The sequence below is a fragment of the Stygiolobus caldivivus genome (genome assembly GCF_019704315.1).
Classification (GTDB): domain Archaea; phylum Thermoproteota; class Thermoprotei_A; order Sulfolobales; family Sulfolobaceae; genus Stygiolobus; species Stygiolobus caldivivus.
This window is the reverse complement of the sequence record NZ_AP024597.1, coordinates 715414-739253: the sequence shown is the minus strand read 5'-3', so window position 1 is coordinate 739253 and position 23840 is coordinate 715414. Positions and strand designations below refer to the sequence as shown.

General features: G+C 38.0%; 23 protein-coding genes. 13 read left to right on the top strand and 10 right to left on the bottom strand.

What is annotated here, in order from left to right; genetic code table 11:
* Nucleotides 1-10 precede the first annotated feature (10 nt).
* Nucleotides 11-1867 carry a tripartite tricarboxylate transporter permease gene (locus tag KN1_RS03735; RefSeq protein ID WP_221289483.1) on the bottom strand — a complete coding sequence of 619 codons (1857 nt, stop codon included), beginning with the start codon at nt 1865-1867 and terminating at the stop codon, nt 11-13.
* Between the two features lie 535 nt (nt 1868-2402).
* Here KN1_RS03735 and KN1_RS03730 point away from each other — a divergent pair.
* The 9 genes from KN1_RS03730 to KN1_RS03690 all read left to right on the top strand — a co-directional run bounded on the left by KN1_RS03730 (nt 2403) and on the right by KN1_RS03690 (nt 10343).
* Nucleotides 2403-3038 (top strand): superoxide dismutase, encoded by a 636-nt coding sequence (locus KN1_RS03730; RefSeq protein WP_221289482.1) that lies wholly within the window; start codon nt 2403-2405, stop codon nt 3036-3038.
* Between the two features lie 30 nt (nt 3039-3068).
* The gene (locus tag KN1_RS03725; RefSeq protein WP_221289481.1) at nt 3069-4160 is read left to right on the top strand and encodes a nucleotidyltransferase family protein; all 1092 of its coding nucleotides are present in this window, start codon (nt 3069-3071) and stop codon (nt 4158-4160) included.
* Between the two features lie 45 nt (nt 4161-4205).
* A complete protein-coding gene (locus KN1_RS03720) occupies nt 4206-4856 on the top strand; it encodes a hypothetical protein (protein ID WP_221289480.1) in 651 nt (216 codons plus the stop codon).
* 35 nt (nt 4857-4891) lie between these two features.
* Complete coding sequence (locus KN1_RS03715; RefSeq protein WP_221289479.1) at nt 4892-6790, top strand: thioredoxin domain-containing protein; 1899 nt, start codon at nt 4892-4894, stop codon at nt 6788-6790.
* 13 nt (nt 6791-6803) lie between these two features.
* On the top strand, nt 6804-7505 hold the full coding sequence (locus KN1_RS03710) for an SDR family NAD(P)-dependent oxidoreductase (RefSeq protein ID WP_221289478.1): 702 nt from the start codon (nt 6804-6806) through the stop codon (nt 7503-7505).
* Nucleotides 7502-8158 (top strand): hypothetical protein, encoded by a 657-nt coding sequence (locus tag KN1_RS03705; protein ID WP_221289477.1) that lies wholly within the window; start codon nt 7502-7504, stop codon nt 8156-8158. Before KN1_RS03710 ends, KN1_RS03705 begins: the two co-directional genes overlap by 4 nt.
* Before the next feature lie 76 nt (nt 8159-8234).
* Nucleotides 8235-9020 carry an endonuclease NucS gene (gene nucS, locus KN1_RS03700; protein WP_221289476.1) on the top strand — a complete coding sequence of 262 codons (786 nt, stop codon included), beginning with the start codon at nt 8235-8237 and terminating at the stop codon, nt 9018-9020.
* Nucleotides 8911-9945, top strand: coding sequence for a glycosyltransferase family 2 protein (locus KN1_RS03695; RefSeq protein WP_221289475.1), 1035 nt, complete (start codon nt 8911-8913; stop codon nt 9943-9945). Before nucS ends, KN1_RS03695 begins: the two co-directional genes overlap by 110 nt.
* Nucleotides 9942-10343 carry a hypothetical protein gene (locus KN1_RS03690; RefSeq protein ID WP_221289474.1) on the top strand — a complete coding sequence of 134 codons (402 nt, stop codon included), beginning with the start codon at nt 9942-9944 and terminating at the stop codon, nt 10341-10343. Before KN1_RS03695 ends, KN1_RS03690 begins: the two co-directional genes overlap by 4 nt.
* 46 nt (nt 10344-10389) lie before the next feature.
* Here KN1_RS03690 and KN1_RS03685 read toward each other — a convergent pair whose 3' ends face one another.
* The 4 genes from KN1_RS03685 to KN1_RS03670 form a co-directional block, all read right to left on the bottom strand.
* Nucleotides 10390-10824 carry a hypothetical protein gene (locus KN1_RS03685; RefSeq protein WP_221289473.1) on the bottom strand — a complete coding sequence of 145 codons (435 nt, stop codon included), beginning with the start codon at nt 10822-10824 and terminating at the stop codon, nt 10390-10392.
* Entirely contained in the window at nt 10821-11483 is a 663-nt protein-coding gene (locus tag KN1_RS03680) for a ParA family protein (protein ID WP_221290517.1), read from the bottom strand. The genes KN1_RS03685 and KN1_RS03680 overlap by 4 nt, the downstream gene beginning before the upstream one ends.
* Before the next feature lie 95 nt (nt 11484-11578).
* Complete coding sequence (locus KN1_RS03675) at nt 11579-12547, bottom strand: (Fe-S)-binding protein (RefSeq protein ID WP_221289472.1); 969 nt, start codon at nt 12545-12547, stop codon at nt 11579-11581.
* The gene (locus tag KN1_RS03670) at nt 12538-13914 is read right to left on the bottom strand and encodes an FAD-binding oxidoreductase (RefSeq protein WP_221289471.1); all 1377 of its coding nucleotides are present in this window, start codon (nt 13912-13914) and stop codon (nt 12538-12540) included. Before KN1_RS03670 ends, KN1_RS03675 begins: the two co-directional genes overlap by 10 nt.
* Nucleotides 13915-13957: 43 nt before the next feature.
* Here KN1_RS03670 and KN1_RS03665 point away from each other — a divergent pair, with 43 nt between their 5' ends.
* Together KN1_RS03665 and KN1_RS03660 are read left to right on the top strand one after the other, a co-directional pair.
* On the top strand, nt 13958-14938 hold the full coding sequence (locus KN1_RS03665; protein ID WP_221289470.1) for an FAD-binding oxidoreductase: 981 nt from the start codon (nt 13958-13960) through the stop codon (nt 14936-14938).
* On the top strand, nt 14928-15410 hold the full coding sequence (locus tag KN1_RS03660; protein ID WP_221289469.1) for a hypothetical protein: 483 nt from the start codon (nt 14928-14930) through the stop codon (nt 15408-15410). The genes KN1_RS03665 and KN1_RS03660 overlap by 11 nt, the downstream gene beginning before the upstream one ends.
* Here KN1_RS03660 and KN1_RS03655 read toward each other — a convergent pair.
* Both KN1_RS03655 and KN1_RS03650 read right to left on the bottom strand, forming a co-directional pair.
* Nucleotides 15407-16336: a 2-oxoacid:ferredoxin oxidoreductase subunit beta gene (locus tag KN1_RS03655; protein ID WP_221289468.1), complete on the bottom strand. Its 930-nt coding sequence runs from the start codon at nt 16334-16336 to the stop codon at nt 15407-15409. The two genes, KN1_RS03660 and KN1_RS03655, sit on opposite strands and share 4 nt — an antisense overlap.
* A complete protein-coding gene (locus KN1_RS03650) occupies nt 16323-18206 on the bottom strand; it encodes a 2-oxoacid:ferredoxin oxidoreductase subunit alpha (RefSeq protein WP_221289467.1) in 1884 nt (627 codons plus the stop codon). The genes KN1_RS03655 and KN1_RS03650 overlap by 14 nt, the downstream gene beginning before the upstream one ends.
* Before the next feature lie 161 nt (nt 18207-18367).
* Between KN1_RS03650 and KN1_RS03645 the strand changes: the two genes are divergently transcribed.
* On the top strand, nt 18368-20461 hold the full coding sequence (locus KN1_RS03645) for a xanthine dehydrogenase family protein molybdopterin-binding subunit (protein WP_221289466.1): 2094 nt from the start codon (nt 18368-18370) through the stop codon (nt 20459-20461).
* Here the strand turns inward: KN1_RS03645 and KN1_RS03640 are convergent.
* Nucleotides 20447-21142 (bottom strand): hypothetical protein, encoded by a 696-nt coding sequence (locus KN1_RS03640; RefSeq protein ID WP_225905771.1) that lies wholly within the window; start codon nt 21140-21142, stop codon nt 20447-20449. The two genes, KN1_RS03645 and KN1_RS03640, sit on opposite strands and share 15 nt — an antisense overlap.
* Nucleotides 21143-21400: 258 nt before the next feature.
* Between KN1_RS03640 and KN1_RS03635 the strand changes: the two genes are divergently transcribed.
* Nucleotides 21401-21931 carry a hypothetical protein gene (locus KN1_RS03635; protein WP_221289464.1) on the top strand — a complete coding sequence of 177 codons (531 nt, stop codon included), beginning with the start codon at nt 21401-21403 and terminating at the stop codon, nt 21929-21931.
* 65 nt (nt 21932-21996) lie between these two features.
* On the opposite strand, the gene KN1_RS03630 is transcribed toward KN1_RS03635, so the two are convergent.
* Both KN1_RS03630 and KN1_RS03625 read right to left on the bottom strand, forming a co-directional pair.
* Nucleotides 21997-22713: a carbon-nitrogen hydrolase family protein gene (locus KN1_RS03630; RefSeq protein WP_221289463.1), complete on the bottom strand. Its 717-nt coding sequence runs from the start codon at nt 22711-22713 to the stop codon at nt 21997-21999.
* Complete coding sequence (locus KN1_RS03625; protein WP_221289462.1) at nt 22710-23840, bottom strand: CBS domain-containing protein; 1131 nt, start codon at nt 23838-23840, stop codon at nt 22710-22712. The genes KN1_RS03630 and KN1_RS03625 overlap by 4 nt, the downstream gene beginning before the upstream one ends.

Below are 23840 nucleotides of genomic sequence, written 5' to 3'. Positions count from 1 at the left end.
AGTGTAAAGATTAGTAATATATATCTTTATTATTCTTGTTATTATTTCTAAGTATTACTCTATTACCTTCTAATTTAGCTGTAATGCCTCTATTATTTAATGCTCTAAGTAAAAACTCAGCATATTTCTCGTTTATACCCAAATCTCCCAATTCTATTGTTTCTCTTTCTTTCAGCTGAGGTAAAATTGCGTCGACTATCTCGTCTAATTGAAGTATTACGTCCTTCTCTCTTACATAGTTCATCATCTGCTCTATATTGGTTATAGAATCGTATAACCTACTGACTTTTTCGCAATGAGGCGTATCGGCGGATTGCATGGCTATAATCAATGTGTTGATAATTTCTTCTAGATTTTTCATCTCAATAGTTGAGAATTTCATAGATATATCTCTAAAAGTACTATATGACATAGATAATTCAGATAAGGTTATGTTAGTGAATTTCTCTAGAATCTTTGAGGCTTGATTTAACTTGTTTATAGTAAATGGTTGCAAGGGGAGAGTAGCTAATTCTTTCTTTAACTCAAACGTATCAGGAGTTGTCAGTAATAATTGGCCAATTTCTGTAGCTTTTCCTAAACAGATATTTAACTTTGTGTCAATATCTTTTACATCTATTGATTTAGCTTTTTCAAGTATATTATCTTCATTTATAACCTTAACTTTCTGTAAATATAAACCTAACGTCTTACCTAAATTCTCTATTAGACTATTTATTATATTTGCAGCCGTTAATATGTTTTTTTCGATAACACTTCTCAAATTATTATAGAAATCTAAAAACTCTTCTATCTTTATCTCTTCTTTTGGGTATTCCAGTTCCGGTAAGTTGATACCTAAGAACTTTAACTTCTCAGAGAAATCATTATATAATTTAATCTTATCAAAAATAAGGTTATTAAGTTCTATTGTAATCATTCTTCTGGTATTACCTAGTTCATTTTTGACTTCTTCTTCGCATTCTATACTCCTACATTGAGATACCTTATCTTGCAATTTAGTGACTTCATTTATATACCCATTAATAGTGTTACTAAATTCGGATTTCTCTTGTTTAACTTCTTCTTTTAGAGTATATAGTATAGAGTTTATACTCTTCAGTTCTTCTGTTAGATCATTCTTTAATGTTTCGTATGCTTTCTTGTTTTCATGTAATGAACTTAAGGTTGATACTGAAAGACTTACTCCATATATTGCAATACTTACAATCACCGATAGAATTGAGATAGAGTAACCTGCTTTTACGAGAAATGCATATCCTAAAGCTACAAATACACTACCTATTAGCCCATAATATGACTTTAGAGAATAGGAAAAAGCAGCAATCACGAGTAGTGCAATTATTACTATTGATAGCAAACTATGATTTAGATAGATAAACAGTATGGCTAACGGAGCAGAAGAAAGAACATTTACAGCGTAGTTATCTGACTGCGAAATACCGCTAAAAAGTAACAGAGACCATATAGGATTTATTTGAGTCAAAATTAGTGCACCACTGGTAATAAATGACCTAGAACTTCTAGTCACACCTAACGCTATCAAAGGCACTATAAATAAAAAGACTATCGAAATAATAAATTGAATAAAATCTGGACTATTGAATAAAATCTTACCTGAGGATAATAAAGAGAAAATATAACTCTGAAATAGGTCTATTATACCCCCTATAGCCGTGAACACGATAAGTATATCACCTACTAAAAAAGATAAAGCAAATACTAGTGCTGCTATTATTTCTGCTGAACCAACGTTTTTGATTAAGGAGTAAGAAAGTTGATATGATAGTATTCCATTAATCACCATCAATAGAGCTTTTCTGATCAATATATTAACGTCTCCAAGGCTTCGAATACTATCCAACATTAAATATTATTATATTTAAAAACTTATAAAAACATATTGTATTTTATATGTTTTATATTCTTTAATTTTTAGACATACTATATTAGAATCCATTTAAAGTTAATGTAATTTCATAAAAGAAACAGAAAACGTACTTATAAAGTCCTTAAAATAGATCATACCCTAACAATCATGGAAAAAATTTATGAGATGAACCTACGGGTCTTTCGCGTGTCCTTTGCGAATTGTAATATTCTCTGTTAAATTAATACTGGAGTAATCCCACTCTATTTAGATAAATAGAAATCACAAAAGAGCCGTGAAATACGGGGACGTTTCGTATACTGGTTAGTTACGTACATAATTATACTAAATTCGAGTAAAGAATATTACAATCTAAAAAGGAAACCAGTGTCGCCCCCTCTATATTATGTGAGCCCTGATTATTTTTTTATTGCCTAATAAATCAGACACTATTAAGCGTTTTCTTAAAATGTCTTTTATTGCATACTCATTTTAAACAAAATATTTAACCTATGCGTTACACTCTCTTTATATGACTCAAACAGTTCAATTCAAAAAATACGAGTTACCACCACTACCATACAAAGTAGATGCATTAGAACCATACATAAGTAAAGATATAATAGATGTACACTATAACGGACACCATAAAGGATATGTAAACGGAGCGAATACTTTTCTAGAAAGGATGGAAAAAATACTGAATGGACAAATAACTGCTGGTCAATATGATATACAAGGCTTAATGAGAGGGCTGGTCTTCAACATAAACGGACATAAGTTACATGCACTATATTGGCAGAACATGGCGCCTTCTGGAAAAGGTGGAGGAAAACCCGGTGGAGCTTTAGCTGATTTAATAGACAGGCAGTACGGGAGCTTTGAAAAATTCAAGCAAATATTCACTGAGGCCGCAAACAGCTTGCCCGGAACAGGTTGGACGGTGCTATATTATGATACCGAGTCAGGAAACCTAGAAATAATGACTTTCGAAAACCACTTCCAAAACCACATTGCAGAACTGCCGATAATACTTATTCTTGATGAGTTTGAACATGCATACTATCTACAGTACAAGAACAAGAGGGCCGACTATGTAAATGCATGGTGGAATGTAGTAAACTGGGACGAAGCCGATAAAAAATTACAGAAGTATTTAAATAAGTAAAATTTTTTACCTCGTTTTCTAATTTTACGTATGGTTTCAGCCATAGTATTAGCTGGAGGATATGCCACACGTTTAAGACCCCTTAGCCTTACAAAACCTAAAGCACTTTTACCCATATTAGATAAACCACTTATAGATTACATACTCGACGCTCTAGAGTATTCACAAGTAGATAACATCTACCTCTCACTTAGAGTAATGGCGGACAAGATCCTAGAACATATTAAAAATACAAACAGAAATGTTATTCCGGTAGTAGAGTCAGAGAGGTTAGGAGACGCGGGACCTCTCAGGATAATAAATAACCAATACAACCTTTCCGACGATGTAATAGTAGTATATGGAGATATCTATAATGAAGTAGACTATAAGAGATTAATAGAATTCCATCAAAGCGAAGGGTGTGACGCTACCGTCGTTGGGACCCAAGTTGAAGACCCAAAAAGATATGGTGTCCTTGTGGTAGATGACCATAAGCTGATCCAAATAATAGAAAAGCCTAAAGTACCCGTAGGCAACCTCATCAACGCAGGAGTTTATATCTTCAAGAGGAAGTTATTCGAAAAAATAGACGGGTTAGCTAACGGAAACGCAGTCTCAATAAGCAGGGACTTCTTACCTAAGCTAATTTCATCGGGCACGTGCATCTCGGTATACCCGTATAAGGGGTTATGGATGGATATCGGAATACCATCTGATTACATGAGGATTAACTTAGAGCTCTTAACTCTCAAATACCCTAAGGGGTTCATAGGTGAAAACGCTAATGTAAGCGAAAAGGCGGAGCTAAGACCACCTTTTTACATAAGTAACGGGGTTACTGTAGGCGGTGACTCATTTATTAGAAGCTCTATTGTGGGGAGGAGGAGTAAAATAGGTAAAGGAAGCTATATTGAGGAGAGCATTTTCATGGAAAACGTACAAATCGGAGACTTTAGTAGCATAGTCGATAGTATAATTGGCGAAAACTCAACTGTAGGTAAGTGGAACAGAGTAGAAAGTTCTATTCTGGGAGACGAGGTTACCACATATAACAATATAATGATAAATAAAGACACTATAATACTCCCTTACAAAGAGGTCACAGAGTCCATCCATGAAAGAGGTAAAATAATATTATAACTTTCAGGTAAGCCCCTATCCCTATTTTACGCTTAATTTAGTGTAATGAGAAAACTCATATCGCTACTAGTACTTTTCATCGTATTTTCGTCCACGCTTGGGTCAGCAAGTAATTCGACACCCCCATATCAAGTGAAATTTAGAATTTATGGACCAGTAGTAGTCACGTTAATTTACGACAATACGACTACACTTATTAACACTAATACGTCCATGCCGTTATACGGTAAAATAACTATTGACGCACAAGCTACTTCACTCGGTTATTCTATATTTATAAACGGGGAAAAAACTAGTAATTTGACTTTAAACGTTTATTCGCCCATGACCGTTAACGTGACTGCCGTACCTACATTCGTTAATCTGAAGATCAATATTATAGGACGAGGAAGTGTTAATTTGCAATTAAGTAATGGTACGTCTATAACAATATCCAGAAATACTACCATCAGAGTACAAAACTTCTCTTTTATTTATGTAAGTGCACCCTTTAATCAGAACATAATTTTTAATAATAATATACAGAGCAACTTTTATGTAATTCTTGTTAATCAATCGACCTCTTTAAACGTAACATTTACAGACCTCAGCAAGAGTAATAAAAGCGATAGTCCAACGTTTAACTTTGTCGGTATAGCATTGGGCCTGATAGCCATATCGATTTACTTATTCACAAGGAAGAAGAGTACCCCCTAATTAATAGTTATTAGCCCATCTACTGACTATTATTCATGAATAAATTAAAAGACTCTAAGAGCGCGTTCTTAAGGTTATCAGCTGACAGTGAGATAAATTGGTATGAATGGGGAGAGGAAGCATTTAGAAAGGCTAAGGAAGAGGATAAGCCGATCCTTGTAGATGTGGGGGCAGCGTGGTGCCATTGGTGTCACGTTATGGACGAGACAACGTATAAAGATAAAGAAGTAATTAGGATAATAAACGAGAATTTTATCGCTATTAAAGTAGATAGGGATGAAATGCCCGATTTAGATAAAAAACTTCAACTGGCCGTTAGCTCTCTAACCGGTGAATCGGGTTGGCCTTTGACGGTTTTTATGACACCTGAAGGTCAAGTTTTTTACGGCGGTACTTATTTTCCGCCTGATGACGCTTACGGGAGAATCGGCTTCAAAAAACTTCTCTTAGAATTATCCAGGGTTTGGAAAGAAGAAAGAGATAAAATTACCCAAGTAGCTGAAACTCTTCACTCTTCTCTCGAGAGTATAACCTACTCTAAGGAAAAAGCCGAGTGGGACAAAGTAGAAGAAGTCGTATCAGCTATAGTTTCCAACTATGACTTTGACCACGGCGGACTACAAGGTACAATGAAGTTCCCGCATCCTACTATTGATGAGTTGCTCTTAGCTTATTCATACTATACTAACAGCGATACGGAAGCTAGGTTATCTATGTATACGCTAAAGAAGATGTATTACGGTGGTATATTTGACCAAGTCGGGGGAGGATTCCATAGGTATACGGTAGATGATGAGTGGTATGTCCCTCATTTCGAGAAACTTTTGATAGATAACGCAGAGTTACTTTTAGACTACGTTCACGCTTATCACTACAGCACAGACACAGAAATCTTAGACGCATTAACGTTAACTTCAGATTTTATACTGAGAGAGATGTTTCTAGGAGAAGGTTTTGCTAACAGTTTAGACGCGGACTCGGAGGGCAAAGAAGGCTATTATTACACGTGGACTGAAGACGAGTTTAGAGACGCACTGCAGAATGAAGACTATAGACTATGGGTAAGGGTATTCAACGTAGATAGAGGAGAAGAAGTTGAAGGGAGAAAAGTCCTAAAGAGGACTGCGGACCTCAAGGACCTTTCGAAACACTTTAATGACCCGTTAGGTAAATTAAAGGAGGTAAGGGCTAAACTTCTGGAATATAGAGAAACACACAGAAAGCCTCCTTTTAAGGACGACAATACATACACGTATCCCAATGCTAGAGTAGCCCAAGCCTTGCTAGAATCCAGTATAATAACGGGCAAGGGGATGAGAGAGGCATTAAAAGTAATAGAAAAGATCTCGCCGAATGTATCAAGGAGGCTAGACGGTGGAAAAGAAGGGTTACCTGAAGATTACGCTTCTGCCCTCCTCGCAATAATTACAGCCTATGAAGTGACAGGGGACAAAAAGTACAGAGAACTATCCATAGAGCTATCGGAAAGAGTAAAGAGTCTAGACTATAACTACCCTGTTGATTCACCTAATGAATCGGTCGCGTCATTAGCCCTCAAAGGAATTTTAAAGACAAAGATAATTAAAGGAGAGACAATAGATCTAGAAGTCCCTTTCGCTCCTAGTCCCCTCTTCACTGCTGGAGTTACCCAAATTGTATCATCTCTAGTTAAAGGTACGGCTCATGTGGTTATAGTTAACGAGAAAGACGGTAAGGCTGATAGCCTTCATAAAGCGTCTTTGCTGTCTTATCACCCAATGAAGGTGGTAGAGGTCGTAACGCCAGATGACGTCGACTTCCTACCGTCTTTTATCAGGTCGATGGTTAAGTTTAATCAAGGCAGTAGTAGGGCTTATGTATGTAAGGGCAATACGTGCAGTATGCCCGTTACGTCAACAGAAAATATTAAACTATTACTTAAATCAAACCGTTGATCTATTTTTTATAATGGGGAGATTAGAAGGTAAGAAAATTTTTATCGTAGGGACAAGTAAAGGACTAGGTTATGCTATTGCGTATTTTTCGTCCATAGAAGGTGCTGAAGTAATTGTAAACTCTAGAAATGAGAAGAAACTCAGAGAAATTTGCGAGAACGTGAAGAATTGTAAATATGTAGTAGGAGACGTCTCGTCCCCTGAGAAAGCTGAAGAAGTAGTAAATAAAGCCGGAGATTTTACTGACCTAGTAGTAACAGTAGGGGGTTATGTTGAAGACACGATAAATGACATAAAAGGGCTTGACGAAATGATTACCAACCATTTAAAGACTCCTCTCTATGTAGTGAAGAGTTCTCTGTCTAGACTTAATAGGGGGTCGACTGTTGTCTTAGTCTCAGCTATAAGAGGCATATATACAGCTTTACCTTTTCAGTTATCCTATAGCATCGCTAAAGCCGGAATAGCTAAAGCGGTAGAAGTCCTTGCCTCAGAACTCCTTGAAAAAGAGATTAGAGTGGTAGGTATAGCTCCGAGCGTAATTGACGGCGAGTTTATGCCCAACAGGGACTGGAAGAAGATGAGGAGACTAGGGGACTATAAAGCTCCCCCTGAAGACTTTGCCAGAGTGGTAGTGTGGTTATTAAGTGAAGAGTCCTCTTGGGTGAACGGAGTAGTTATACCCGTGGATGGAGGAGCGAGGCTGAAAACATGACAGAGGTCAGTTTTACGTTCCATTGCTCTGAAGATTCTCTTCAGTTTCTGTATAATTATAACCTAGTAAACCTAGAGTCAGCCTTCATAAATGGGAGTAAGATAATAAAACTCCATACTAATAACTCTAGAGTCAGCTTTGAAAACGGTAGATTCTTCGACCCGCATAACTTAATTGTCAAAAAAGGTGCGGAGGCAGAAGAGTCTATAAAGGACCAACTGAAAAATGTGAAGGATATTATAATAGATGGGCTGAACAAAGCATCAATAGAATTTGATTTACCGGTGTCCTTAATTAAACGTTATGTAGACGACCTCAGTGAAAGGCCTTTAAACCTTAAACCTACTAGTTATTTAGATTTCGAGATCTCAGAGATACTATTAGAAATCAACAAAGTATTTTTCGATAGGAACTTAAACATGGCTGGGGACGTCATACCCCAGAGAATACTTAAGTTATTTATAAAGAGCAAAAAAGGGTGTACTAGACTGCAGATAAAAGAGGGTTCAAAGACTACTCTAGAATACTCTGAAGACTGTGAACTATGGAGCGAAGACTCTTTGAAGGTACTGTCTATAGTCTCCTCTCTGCACCCCACGATTATTGAAGTAAAGGAACTCCTCGATTACCTGAAAAGGGTATGCAGAGTCTAGACGCAATAGTCAAGAGAGTAAAACAGTAGACTGAAACTTTTGATCATTTAAATATTGCTTATCTTTAGGTAATACTGTGTATGAAGTATTACTAGACCCCACAGTAGGTGACGCTAAATCATTTTTAGAAAAGTACGTAGGTAAAACACTTTTAACAATCCTTGCAGAGTGCGAGATATTATACAGAGGGAGGGCATTTTCTCACGCCTCTTTATCAGTTAGGCTTACTTTAATCAAACCTGACGGGAGTGTTATCATCCATGAAGGGACTAAGAGAGAGCCTATAAACTGGCAACCACCTGGAAGTAAAATAGAGTTAAGTGTAGAGGATAGAGTCTTGAGAGTGAAAGCTGAAAGGAAGAGACCAAAGGAAATACTGGAGATTTTGATGTCTAGAGTATTCTATATAACATCAGCTTACGTGAATGAGGGAAACTTTGTACTGATGGGGAGTGAAAAAGATGAGGTAGATATGGTGATCTCCAAGCCTGAATTAATAGAGGACGGATTTATCCCTATACAGCGTGAATATACTACACCTTACGGAAAGGTTGACCTACTGGGGAAAGATTCACAAGGAAACTTCTTAGTGTTGGAGTTTAAGAGGTCTAAAGCTACCCTTCAAGCCGTTTCTCAGCTCTACAGATACGTAATGTATTTCAAAGAAAGGGGTGAGAAAGTAAGGGGTATCCTGGTAGCACCGGGTATAAGTGAAAACGCTTTAAACTTGCTAAAACGTTTGGGATTAGAGTATGTTAATCTCGGAAATATTATTACTTTTACCAGTTCTAGCAGATTTATTAATAGTTTATCAGGTAGTTCAGGAAGTCAAACTCAGGTCTTCGGTGAAAGGAAACTATAAAGGATTTACCTCTGTTATAATACCCGTAAGAGGGATAGACGTAAACGCTGAATGTAATATAAGATCACTTCTTAACCAAGATTATAAGGACTATGAAGTAATCTATGTAGTAGACGATATAAAAGACCCTATAGTGGACGTTTTGAAAAAGTATAACATAAAAGTAGTGGTAGCTGAGAGTGTTTGTGAAGAATGTAGCGGAAAAATCAAGGCACAGCTAACCGGTTTGAAGTACGCTAAAGGTGATATAATAGTATTTGGAGACTCTGACACTTACTATCCGAGGCATTGGCTTAAAGAGCTGGTATCTCCCTTATCCGATTATGTCGCCACGACCGTATTTTCGTGGCCTAAACCCTATAAGTTCTCGTTAAAGAATTTAATTAGGGCTGGGTTTTGGACATTTGGTTTTGAGTCACAAGCTGTAGGGGGGACTTTTTTATGGGGTGGGTCAATGGCGTTTAGGAGAGATTTCTTTTCCGTTGACGTAATTGAAGATTTGAAGAAGCAGTGGTGTGATGATTGTACCTTGTCGAGAATAGCTAAGCAGAGAGGTAAAATAGGTTTTGTATTCAAGGCTATGCCCCTTAACGTTTTCGACGAAAACGATTTAATTAGGTGGTCTAAGAGGCAAATTTTAACGGTTAGGATTTATTCGAATAAGGGTTACAAAGGGTTTTTGATCGTGTCAGTGTTTTTCGCACTATTTTTAGCCCTATTATTAATCTTACACAACTTAGTTTTCATATCTCCGTTTTTTATGTGGATTTCTAAGAATATAATTCGGGGACTTAATTCGGGCATTAAATACTCCATAATCCCTTCTATAATGTCTGTACCAGCAATCTTTTTCACACTTTTTGTAGCCATAATTTCATATAAGGAAAAGTATATATTTTGGCGAGGTAAAGTTTACAAAGTGTGATAAACTGGAAAATATTATTATTACTATCAATTCTACTATTGGTTACTGGGGTGGCATTTGGGGATTATTTGATTTATCATTATGAGCAGAAAGTCACTGTGTCCCCTAATTCTTCTGTAGTCGTATCTAGTGCTGAAGTCATAGTTCAAGGACCCCCTGCACTTGCTCCAGCTGGTGCACAAGAAATAGGAAAAGTACAAACAAATAACCAGGTGGAAAATGTTTATACTGTTTCCCAGGCTACTATAACCAATACACGTACTACCTCATTTACCATCTTACTCATTCACTATTCTGATCTTTTTAAGTTTGATTTTCTATTATTAGGGAGCGGTCTACTATTACTCATTATTTCTCTCTTAGGTTTTACATACACAAAAATAGTGAAGAGAGATTAATCGGGTGAAAAATTCACTTGCTAAAGGGGCTAGGAAAGAAATACCATCAAATTTTCTTTTCTTCTTTAGCTAATTCCGTTGCTATCTTGAAGAGGTCTGGATACATTTCACTTAATCCTTTTTCTAATGCTTCTTTAGCAACTCTACTCATTTTGAAACTTGGGACAGTATGATATAGATATTGGAGCACAAGAAAAGCCGGATAACTCCACACTCCAATTTTAGGGTCTTTTTCAATAAATTCTCTCATTTTCTGCTTTACTTGTAACTCTTGCCCACTCTCATGTTTTACTTCCTCTCCACTTATTTTTACTTCAGGAGTAGGTTTTGTCTCTGAAACTTGTAATGACAATTCTATTTTATTTTCTTGGGTTATATCCTGTTTCGTTTCTTTTTCCTGTTCAGATGAGCTCTCCTTTTTCTCATCTATATGCTCAGAATCGTTTCTTTTCCGTTTAAGGATTAGGTCGAGCTCACTCATGACTCCGTCACTACCTTAGCTAGTTTTTCGTAAAGGCTTCCAAACTTCGGCTTCTTCACTCTAAACTCTTCATATCTTATTGCAGGAACCCCTAGTCTAGTGGCTTCAGAGAAGAGTTTAGATTGAGGGATCGCTATATCGATACTCTTCACCGCAGAGTATTCTACACTAACCGCTTTCTTGCTCATGTTGGTAAAAGCCAGTGCCGTTTTATTGAGGCTAGAGAGCCTAGAATCTAGGTTTCTAGCAGCTTCTAAGACTAGCGGTTGAGGCGTAATCGGAGTGACTATCTTATCAGCAGCCATCATAGCTGATACTGATAAGGTACCTAAATTAGGGGGTGTATCGATCACTAAATAGTCAAACGATTCAGATATCTTATGCAACATAGATACTGTTGATTCTATATCGCCGTTCAGCTCGACTTTAAGTAGTCCAATATGTGCGGGGAACATTTCGACGTTAAATATGTTAACGCTTTTTCCACCTAAAGGATAATCTTTCTTTTCTCTTCTCATCCCGAAAGACACAGTTGCACCTCCTTCTGGGTCGAGGTCAATTAGAGCTGTATTTTTTACCTTAGCTAAAGTATAGGCTAGGTTAACCGAAGTAGTTGTTTTACCGACCCCACCTTTTTGGTTAATTACCGTAATTATCATGTCTAGAGTCTTGTCTTTGTAGTCTTTAATTCCGATTCTTCTCATAATACTCGCTACTCTACTATGACAATAGGAGACGGTGTAGAACAGACTCTTTACTTAAAAATCAAATCAGCAACATGAACTGGGGTCAAGCCCATCTTCAGGAAGGCAATTGAACATGATGGATTAGTAGACACGACAGTACTGACTCCACTCTTTAGAGTCTTCTCTCTCTTTACGCTCATAACTTGTTCAGAAAGCTCTCTGTGAAAAAGGAAATAATCTCCACCCGCACCGCATTCGAAAGATGGCTCCTCGGATTCTTTAATGTTAACTCCCATCCTGAGCAAAACTTCTCTAGTATACTTATCTAATCCAAGTAAGTGGGCATGGCAAGGTTCATGAACAGTAACCTCAATATCCTTTTTAGGTAAGTCTTTATTTAACTTGACTATAAACTCTGAAAAATCGTACACGTCTAACCCGTTCTCCTTCATAAAAGCCGAACAGTTAGACGAAAGGGAGATAATAGGCTTATTTTGAACCTCTTTTAATTTGCCTACCAGTTGTTTAGCCCTTTCCATCTCTCCTACGTGAGCGTGAGCTAACCCGCAACAGCCGTTGAATATCTTCACTCTATACCCTTGACTCTTGAGGTACCTTAAAGCGTTCTCTACTGTCTTCCTGAATACAACAGAGGTTATACAACCTGGGAATAATACTATATCGTAGTCCTCGTCCTCGTATTCTAGGGGCGAAAAGCCCTCTAACCTAAGGACGGGTTTTACAAATGATACTAGACTCTTAGGATTTTCTAACATTTTCAGTATTATTTTTTCTAATAGATTAGGTTTTCTGATTGCAGTTATTATATCGGAATACTTAACCCCGCTGGGGCAAGCAAGTTCGCATCTTCTACAAAACATACACGTAGCTAAACCCTCACTATTTATCCCTAGTTTTACAGCCGCAATCCTGCCCCTCGGAGAGTGAGTCTCTGACCTAGTGATGACATATGTAGGGCAAGCCTCTAGACAGAAACCGCAATGGACACACTTAGATAGTTCTTCATTTAATCCCATTCCCAAAGCACCTTTAGTTCCTTAGAATTTATGTTGCACCCACCAAATATCTTGCAAGGGTTAAAAAGGCCTTCCGGGTCGAAGTTATGTTTTAACCTTCTCATTACTTCAATACTGTCAGCGTCATAATATTTTTCAATATACTTTACCTTCTCTATCCCAATACCGTGCTCACCAGACGGTACACCACCGTTTTCAATAACCATCTTCTCGATTTCATCACTTGCTCTAACTGCCCTATAGAAACTATAGAAGTCGTCTGGGTGGTATGAAATCAAAGGATGTAAATTCCCGTCTCCCGCATGAAATACATTAGCGATATAGACATTGTATTTCCTAGCGATCTCTCTAATTTTTTCTAACGTATCTGCTAGGTTACTCCTCAGGACATTACAGTCTAAGGTTATATAAGCCGGAGAAATTGACCCCATAGCCGGAAATGCACCCTTTCTCGCGTTCCAATACTTTGAATCATCCTTAACATTAATTATTTCTCCTCCGTTGCTCGCAATAAGGCTCTTAACTTTACTCTCCTCCTCAAAAACTTGAGACCCGTCGAGTTCAATTAAAAGTAATGCTTCTACCTCAGGTATACCGGCCTTATACCGGCTTTTTTCAATAGCGATAATAGAGTACCTGTCCATCATTTCTAATGCCGAAGGGACTATCCCGTGTCTGAATATATCAACTATTGCATTTGCAGCGTCTCTTAGTGAATTAAACGTAGCTATTACGCTCTTTTTCTCTTTAGGCCTTATAAAGAGTCTGAGCCTCGCCCTGAGAACCGCTCCTAGAGTACCTTCGGCACCGATAAATATACTCGTAGGGTTAAAGAGAGGAGAGGGCCTGAAATCTTCTACTGCACCATTAGGTAAAATAACTTTAATTTTTATAATACTATTAAACGTAGGTCCATACTTTACCACATGGATACCGCCTGAATCATGGGAAATGTTTCCTCCAATAGATGAGACTTGATAACTGGCAGGGTCAGGCGCATAAAATAAATTAGGAGGGGCGTTTTTAGTCACCATCGCATTTATAATCCCTGGACCTACCTCAATTTCCAGCCCCTCCAACCTATAGACTTTATTTATTCTACTTAGACCTACTACTACCTCGTCCCCATTAAGGGGAACCGTAGCCCCACTAAGACTAGTACCTGAACCTCTGATTATAACTTTTCTCTTCCTAGACACTAACAGTCTTATTACCTTAATAACTTCTTCTTCACTACCCGGTAAGACTACCAGTTCGGGTTCTCCCTTTACCGCAGTGAGACCGTCAAAACCATAAAGTTTTTTCTCGTCCGAAGAGATCACCCATTCATTTCCAACAATTTTGCTTAACTCCTCCCGTAATAGCACAAGCTTAAATTGGTATTATAGTTTAAAATGCTTATACATTGCCATGAAATGTAACGAGCTCGTAAAGCCGACCTCCTATGACGATTTAATTGAGATAATAAAAGAAAGCAATAAAGAGAACAAAAAAATACACGTATTAGGACTTGGAAAGCATCACGTCAGAGAATCTGAGTTTGATATTTGCGTGTCTACTGAACTACTTAACTCGATTTTGGAAAGTTCTATCTCAGACCTTTATGTAACAGTCCAAAGTGGGGTCACAACAAAAGAACTTCAGGCTTATCTGTCTGAAAAAAACTTGTTTTTCCCTTCCAGTTATGATGGTACAATAGGAGGGCTGCTCTCTACTAATTTTCCTTCTCCGTTTTCAATCTGGTTTCCATATCCTAAAGACCTCATTCTAGGTGCTAAGATAATTACGGGAGACGGGAAACTGATAAAGAGCGGGAGTAAGACTACAAAATTTTCAAGCGGCTATAAGATATGGAAAACTCTGGCAGGTACCTTGGGCACGCTAGGCGTTTATGTAGAGTTAAACCTCAAGGTACTACCTAAGCCAGAAAAGATAGTATCTTTAAAAGTTGACAGACCAGAAGAAGTATTATATGAAAACCCTTGGGGAATAGTCTCTACTCTAGGTTCTTCAGGCGTTACCCATTATGCGATATTTGCTGGGTTCTCAACTTATATCGAAAGAATATCTAAAAATAGAGAGAGTGTCGAGGGGGTTATTCATACCGAACTAGAATGTGAGAGAGTTTTTGGGATAGTAGTATCGAGGGGAGCTGAAGTACAAGTCTTAGAAAAACTTTCCTCAGGAGTTGCGTTTTACGGTAGTGGGTATATTAGGACTTGCGATGAAAGGGCTCTTTCATTACGAGATAAAGGTTATACCGTTATAATCGAGAGGGGGTGTAGAGAAAATGAGGACTGTCTGGGCTATTCGTATACGTCGCTTCAAATACTGAAAAATTCATTAGATCCCAATCACGTTTTATGTTCGGGTATAGCTTTTGACTGTTGAAGAATACTTCCTCAATTATAACGGAGAGAGGATCTTCGTAGTACTTCTAGGCTCTGCTGGAAATAAATACTATTTTTATTATCCTAAAGGAGACACGTTAGTGATAATAGATAACGAAGGAAAAATTGAGATGAAAGAGATATTAGAAGTAGTAGGCTCTGCTCCAGCCGGGTTTAAAGTAGGTGAACTCACAGAACCGTGGGAAAAGGTGAAATCTAGACCAGTATTTTGGAAAGTGTTGGATAAAGAGATACAGAGCGACAACATCTACGCGGTTTTCTCGACACTCCAAGACTATAGGTTACTGGAAACTTCAACACCTGATAGGTTAAAGTCCTTTTTCCTTAGAGACCAGGATCCTTGGGAATATAAAGACTGGTGTTGTGTAATGATAGCTTCACAAAAAGACATTAATAACTTACCTTCTACTTTTAGAAAAATATACCTAAAAAACGGAAAACTTGAAATCTAATACTCTACTCTTTTTTCCTTAAGGATATCCTCTACTAGAGTATTCGGTTTTCTATCTATTTCTATTTGTTGAGCAGCGGGGTAGTACTGAGAGTAAGAGGGGGAATTTTGCTTTATTCTCTCTTCAAAAGAGGGGATTAACTCGTTTTCGTAAAATACTCCTATAGGTATCCTGTCCCCCCACTCAAAACTCTTATCTATTGCTTTCTTTAGTTTATCTTTGGTCTCAGATTCAGCCTTAACTACTGGATCCCAACCAGTGTCATTATCCAGCTTGTAAATTCTCTTATCGTACCACTCTTTAGTATTTATATCATTATAGGTAGGGCATGGTTGTAACACGTCAACTAACGCTAACCCTTTGTGCTTTATAGCCCTTTTTATTAATTCTTTTAAGTGTTTAACGTCATAAGCATATCCCCTAGCTACGAATGTATACCCCGCTGATAACGCCAAGAATAACGGGTTAATTGCATCATTAATATTCGGCTTAGGCAATGACTTTGTCTTTATCCCCCTTAAAAGGGTCGGTGATGCTTGTCCTTTAGTAAGTCCGTAGACCCCATTATCGTGTACTATAACTGTGATATCGGTATTTCTTCTCCCAATTGATACAAAGTGTCCCACTCCTATCCCCAATAAGTCACCGTCTCCTCCGTTTACAATAACCTCCAAAGACGGGTTAGATAACTTGATACCGGTGGCAAAAGCTAATGCTCTACCGTGAAGAGTATGGACTCCAGACACTGGGATTCTCATGAAGTGAGGTAACTTACCAGAGCACCCTATACCTGAAACTATAACTACCCTTTCTGAGTTTAAGCCTAACTCCATAATAGCTTGTTGTTCGGCGTTTATTATACCAAAATTACCGCAACCTGGACACCAATCACTCCATTCGGGCTTGAACTGTTTAAGCGCCTCCATATAACACCACCTTTTTAACGTTCTCATTAATTACTTGCCTTAGACCGTTCTCTAGTTCGTCCTTCAAGAAGGGCCTGCCGTTCCATTTTAACACATAATTAGTAGGGGTGATCCCGGTAAACATTGTGACTAGACTCGACGCTTGTGCCAGATAGTTTCCCTCTACTGCAATAACCTTATCCCTACCGCTTAGTAATTTTGTAACCAACCTAGACGGGAATGGTGAAAACATCCTTATCTGGATTGCTGTAGCGTCTAACCCGGATTCGTTTATTATGTCTTCAAGCACAGAACCCGCAAACCCCCATGTAATAATCGCGTTTTTAGAGTCCTTATTACCAATTACCTTCAATCTAGACTCTTCAGGTATCTCTTGGTCTGCTATTTCAAGCTTCTTCATCCTCTTTTCATACATTATGACCCTATTCTCAGGGTCTTCTGAGATGTGGCCCATTTCGTTATGTTCATCACCAGTGTAATACATTAGCGTAGTACCTAAGGGAGCTCTTTCAGATATGCCATCTTGTGTTACTTTAAACCTACGGTAACTAAGGTCGGCTTTACTTATTAATTTCCCTCTATCAATGTCCAGTTTGTCTAGTCCTAACTCGTGCTTAGGGACAGTAGAATATGAGTTTGCTAAAGTTTTCTCGACTAGATGAATAACCGGTGTCTGATATTTTTCAGCCAAATTTAGTGCCCATAAGGCGTCTTTAAACGCTTCAGCGTGGTCACCTGACGCTATTACTATCTTCGGAAATTCACCGTGTCCAGCAAATAGAGGAAATAGTAAATCCGACTGCCCCGTCCTTGTGGGCAGACCAGTTGAAGGACCGCCCCTAATATAATACGTTATGACTACTGGGACCTCATTCATACCTGCCCATCCTAACCCTTCGACCATTAGCGAAAAGCCAGGTCCCGAAGTCGCCGTAGCTGCTCTAACTCCGCTTAATGCAGCACCAATAGCCATATTTATCGCGGCTATTTCATCCTCCGACTGGACAACCACTACTGTCCCCTTTATTTTATCCCCGGTCTTAGGGTCAACCATTAGTACTTCTTGATGTGCCTCGATGTAAGTGCTTTCATCTGATGCAGGCGTAATAGGATAATACGATTGGAACCTCAGTCCGCCATAAATCTTACCTATCGCTACTGCCGTATTCCCATCAAGCCAATACCTTTCATCACTTACCTTAAGGGGCTTTAAATCGTATACCGACGTAACAGCAGAATACCCTTCTTCTACCGCCTTAGCGTTTAACTTCTTATAAAGGTCTTGCTTAAATATCCTGTCGCTTGCCTTAATTAGGAAATCTATGTCTAGACCTAAAAGTTTGTAAGAGACTGCTATACCTATTGTGTTTTTTACCCTATCAACTACAGAAAGGGGTACCTTAAACTCATCTGCTATCTTCTTTGTAATTTCATCATAATTCACAGGAATTAACTTTACTCCATTGCCTTCTACGTATTTCAACGCTGAACTTACTGTGGCGTCAAGACCTCTTTGACCTAATACCTTTTTTACCCTTTCTTTTGTCTCTTCCTCCATAGTTTGTACCGTATCAAGCTTAACGTTTTCTACGGACTTGTTGTAAATAAGGAAAGATTTTACGTCTGCGAAGTGGTGAAAAACTGTTTCAGCATCAAAAGAAACCAGTATGTCAACGTTTTGTGTATTACTCTTAACTCGTCTATCTGAAATAGTCAACGTGAAATAACTATGTCTCCCTTTAATGTTAGAATAATACTCCCTATTTCCGAATATATAGTAGCCTGCAGAGGCTATAGCGTTTCCAAAAACCGTAGCTGAAGTATCTATTCCGGTGCCTTGTGCCCCGCCAATCATCCACGTTAATCTCATATCAATTATTAATCTTGTTATTCGAGAATATAAATAATCTTGTAAATTAAACTAAACATTCACTGAAATGTAAGAGTTTTTTAAACAACTAATATCGTTCGAGTGTAAAATCTAAACTAACTAAGAACGCTTTAAATACGGCACCGATCAAGTAACTTAACATGAGGAGAAACGATTTATATGAATTACTCATAGGTAAGGGAAGCTACGTAGACGACTTACCATTTAAAGGGTATTATGGAGTTTTTGTAAGGAGCCCTTATCCACATGCTAGGATCCTAAAAATCGGGACTAAAGAAGTTGAAGAGAAAGGTGGACTTGTATTTACCGCAAACGACCTAATTTTCCAAAGAGGGGAGAAGCAGGAGAATGAAGGCTCTTCACTCTTGACTCTTCCTTTAGCTTACAAGAAGGTCAGGTATGAGGGCGAACCAATAGCGTTAGTTATAGCCGATGATCTTTATAAGGCACAAGACTTAGCCGAGTTAATCGACATTGAGTATGAGCCCTTAGAACCTGTAACAAATGTAGACGAAGCCATGAGAAATGAAGTATTAGTATTTGAAGAAGTGAAGAGTAATGTAGTCTATGAGAAGACTCTAGAGTTCGGCTCCATACCTACCAATGATAAAAGGTTAGATTTAGAGCTATATTGGTCAAGGTCTTCAGGTAACCCCATAGAAACTTTCGGAGCTATAGTATATCCTGACGGTACCGTCCTTTCTAACGCTCAAGCTCCTAAATATCTAGCTGAGGAAGTGAGTAAAATTAGCGGTAAAAAGGTAAAGTTGGTGCCGGTAAGAGCCGGGGGGAGTTTCGGCTCTAAATTTTCATTAGCACCTTACCTATCAGTCTTAGCCCAAGCTTCAGATAAATTTAAAGTCCCTATAAAGTGGATAGAAACAAGAACTGAACACCTAAAAGGTTCTAATAGCTCCGGCCCCGAAAGGAAATTTAAAATAAACGTTTACTATAAGGAAAACGGAATAATAACGGGCTTAGATTTCAAAATATTTGAAGATATAGGTGCTAGCTTGTATAACGGACAAGCGTTCAAGCCGTCCGGTATATTAGCAGGGCCTTACAAAATTAAAAACATAAGATATGAGGTTAAACTTGTAGCTACTAATAAAAACCCGCCTGGAGCTTTTAGAGGCGCAGGAACGCCTCCTCACACTTGGGCCTTAGAAAGAATAATGGACAAGCTGAGCGATGAACTGGGAGTTGATAAAGCTGAAATAAGGAAAAGAAATTTGATCGATATATTCCCTTATGAAGCCCCTTATACGTTTTACGACTCTGGTGATCCTCATACTCTCCTCAGGATGGCTATGGAAAGAAATGACATATGGAGTTTGAGAGAGAAAGGGTATGGAGTAGGTCTTGCGTGTTCCACAGATCCGAGCACCCCTTCTGGCACTGAAGGAGTGAAAATCCAATTAAAGGGAGGAAAGGTAGTTGTTAAAATAGGTTATAGCCCAGAAGGACAAGGTAATGAACACACTGCAATAGTCTTAGTTTCACAGATACTCGGGGTTCCCGAAAGTAACATAGAAGTTGAAATGTTAGATAGTGACTCTGCACTACCGTCTTTTGGTCCAGGTGGAAGTAGAATGGCTGTTTTCATGGCAGGTGCTATAAAAGGAGCTGGAGAAGAGCTGATCAAGACAATTTCTCAAAGGATAAAAAGAGAAATGGGAGAAGAGACCACGTTCTCAAAAGGGTACTTCATAACAAGCTCAGGTAAAAGGATCCACATAAGCCAAGTAGATAACGTAGAGGTTTCCTACACTTACAGTCATCAGGGGAAATCTAGGTTTAATGCATATCCTTTTGCTTGTGACCTCGCAGTAGTAAAAGTAGATAAAGAAACGGGGTTAATTAAACCGGTAAAACTCATAATCTTTATAGACCCCGGGACGCCCCTTGATGAAGAGTTAGTGAAGGAACAAGTTATAGGTGGCTCAGCAATAGGTGTGTCTTTAGCCTTATACGAAGCTTATAGATACGGAACCCAAGGAGAGCTTTTAACCACTTCCCTTATGGATTACGGTATTCCAACTGCATTAGATCTTCCAGAATTTGAAGTCCAGATAGTGCCATCACCATCTCCTTTCACCCCTTTAGGTGCAAAGGGTATAGGGGAGATACCAGTAGGGGTAGCGGCTGCAGCTATCACAAGTGCTGTAGAGGACTTAACCGGTAAGAAGATAAATTCCGTACCTATCGACAAGGAGATATTATACTCCGGGTAATTTGTAGACTATAGCGTTAATAACTTCGTTTTTATCAAGTTTTTTACCCGTCTTGTAGTCGTAGTACATTTCCGCTTTACTCTGCGGGTCTATGGTAATACCGTTTACGACCTCATCTTTTTCAGCTTTTCCGGTTAGTATTTCATACTCTAACGTCTCATCTTTACGTGAAATCCTCACCCTATTAATCCAAGGGTATACATTGTTTGCAATTACAGAAGATAGGAGAAAAGTGTTGAGGGTCGGGGCTAAGTTAACTATAACCGGGTTACCTGACTGAAGTACCTCTGAGGTATTCCTGAAATCAGTGAATATGTTTCTTTTCCTGTTAAAATTCTTTACTAGTCCATCTTCAAATTCTACTATTATATCGTCCTCATTCTGTACCTTTATCGAATTCTCGAGCTCACTAAAGCTCTCATGAGGCATAAAGGTAAACCTGACTTTTCCTTTCAATATTATCGCTTTAGGTGGGACCCAGTTGTTTCTGACAAAGGAGACCTCTACAGTATCTATTGGGATAGCGTAATAAATATAATGAATATATTTTTTACTTGTAATTTTTTCCCTAACTTCTTTTAATTTAGGCGTATTGTCAATTATAATATTTATAGCCTCAGAAATAAATTTATCTCTATTATATTTATTCTGTTGAAATATTTTTCCTAATTGGCTCTCCATTTTCTTTAATAAATTTTGCAATAATTTATCTTCAAGATAAAATGTAATTATAGGTTGCAAATCCAATTTATTTGATAATTCAATTGTTTTTTCAACTAAATTTTTAATCTCATTTTTTGAACTTAAAATATTTAATGATTGCACACCAAACTAATTATGCGGAAAAATATATTATTTCTGTATCTGAAACAGCATGAAACATCTTATAATCCCTGTTATCCTAATAAGTGCGGAACGAGAGTCCCTTTGTGAGAAGAAATGAAAAACCTAGTCCTACTACTACTAATCGGGCTAAGTATTGGAGCAACAGGAGTTATGGTAGCAGGGATGCACGGCTACGGACCGCTAGCATATATTTCATATAATGTTATAAATACTAGTAATGATAATAGTACTGAAATAATACCTGCATATCTAAATTTAGGTAACATAACTCCTGGACAGACCGGGACTGTGTCGTCAAATGCGACCGTGATAATTAGTAGTAACGGTACTTATGAAATCAAATTGCTACATGTGGAAAAACTATCGAAAGTATTCTCATCATTTAATGTAACTATAACTATAGGAAACACGACTGTAACTTTTAATCTATATCACCACGACCAAGATTTAAACTTGACCTCTGGTAAATATTTAGTTTTGATAGTAATTCACTATACAGTTAGTACACATCCACACGGAGACCTAAGCGTCAACAATGAACCTTTACTAATTTTACATCCTCACGGAGATCATAAAGGCCACACCCATAGCCATTCTGACGATAGTTCAGCTGAAAGCACCTAAATCTGAATCCAATCTTTTTCTTTTCTTCTCTTCCTCTTCTTTTTATTTTTTATTAAGAGTAAAAATTATGATATTTCATTTATTTCGAAATTTGAATATTCTTTCAACCTGCTTACTCTTAAGTCCATATAATGGAGCGGGTTTATGTCAATTATTAAATAGTTTTCGCTTGAACTCATCTCTGCTACTTTTTCAGCGTAAACGTACCTACCTTTCTTCATAGGTATGTAGACTACACTCATGCCCGGGTACTCGGGTAGTTGTAACGTGTTAGCATTTACTATGGCTATCCTATTTTCTAGTACCCTTACCCTCAGATATTCTCTCCATAGTTCAATACCATCTTGGGGTATCTTTGAAGGGACTAGGACGACCTCTACCCCTTTTGCAAACATTTGCCTTATTACTTCTGGGAAATCTACGTCATAACAAATAGCTATCCCTATCTTTATCCCTCTGTACGTAAATATTACAGTCGAGGACCCTGGAAAAAGCCTATTTTTCTCTTCCTCAAATAGGTGAATCTTCTTCGCTATCCCCTTTACTTCTCCGTTAGGGTCTATTACCGGTGATATAACTGATACACCGTCTTCTACAGCTCCCGGAATCACATACGAAGTATACTTTTTTGCAAGCCTCTGAAAATCTGTAAGTGGTACTTCATCTAAGTGTCTTACCCACTTTTCAGGCAGTAAGATTACCTCTGCACCTGCTTTTAATGCCTCGTCGGTAAGCTGAATCGCTGTGAAAGTATTAGTTGGTTGAACTATCGCAAATTTCAACTCTCCTCTGCCTTTGGTTTCCTTCTGCTGGTCTCCATTTTTCTTAATTCCTTCTGTACTCTTTCCTCTAATTTCTCCACAGCCTTCCTTACTGCCGTTACGGGGTCCCAATCACTATCTTTAGTCACAAAGTCACCCATTTTAGTAACAGCACGTGCGGTGACCTGATAGAGCTTCTTTCCTTCGCTCTTAGATTCTTCTTTAAAAGTAACTTTGAAGTTTATTATGTCAGTTAACTTTTCTAACCTAGAAAGATATCTTTCCAAAATACCGTCGATCAGAGCCTTCATATCTCCTTGCTTGAGCTCGCCGATAAGTTTGGCTTCGATCGGTATTTCCATTTGATACTTCTTAGCAATTATAGATATTGCGTCTATCCCGCTAAACATCCCTACTAAATATTCACCTTCTAATACGGGCATACCTGAAATCTTTTTTGAAAGCATAATGTCTACAGCTTTTTCGACACTCTCATCCCCCTTGGTAGTTACTACCGGATAATTCATTATCTCTTTTACGGGCAAAGCCATTAGTCTCTCTTCCTCAGTAAGTATAGACGATTTTTTCTTTCCACCACTACTGTAGAGTCTGTCTACTATATCTCTTGCTGATACTATACCAGACACTTTCTTCTCTTCCATTACAGGTAACTTCGTTATGTTATTATTACTCATTAACCACCTAGCACGGGCTACGGAGTCTTCGGCATTCACTGTTATTACGGGTGAGTTCATATATTCACGTACTTTAGTTTTTGCAAAATCACCGCTATTTAAGAAATAAGCTAGGAGCTTCTCCCTCGTGATCATTCCTACCAATCTCCTCTTATTGTTAATCACCGGTATTGCTCTAGCCTTTGTGGTGTAAAACTTAGCTACTACTCTTTGTATGTCATCATCTTCATTTACAGACAGTAAAGGGCTCATTAAGTTTATTACCTTAGACTCTGGGCTTATCCTTTTCCTGAGTAAGTCGTTATAGCTCAAAATTCCTATTACTTCTTTATCCTTTACTACTGGCACTACCCACTGGTTATTATCTCTCATCTTAGTTACTATTTCCCTGATCCTATCACTATAAGTGACTACTACTTTCGGTTCCTCAATCAATTCTTTTATACTCATCAT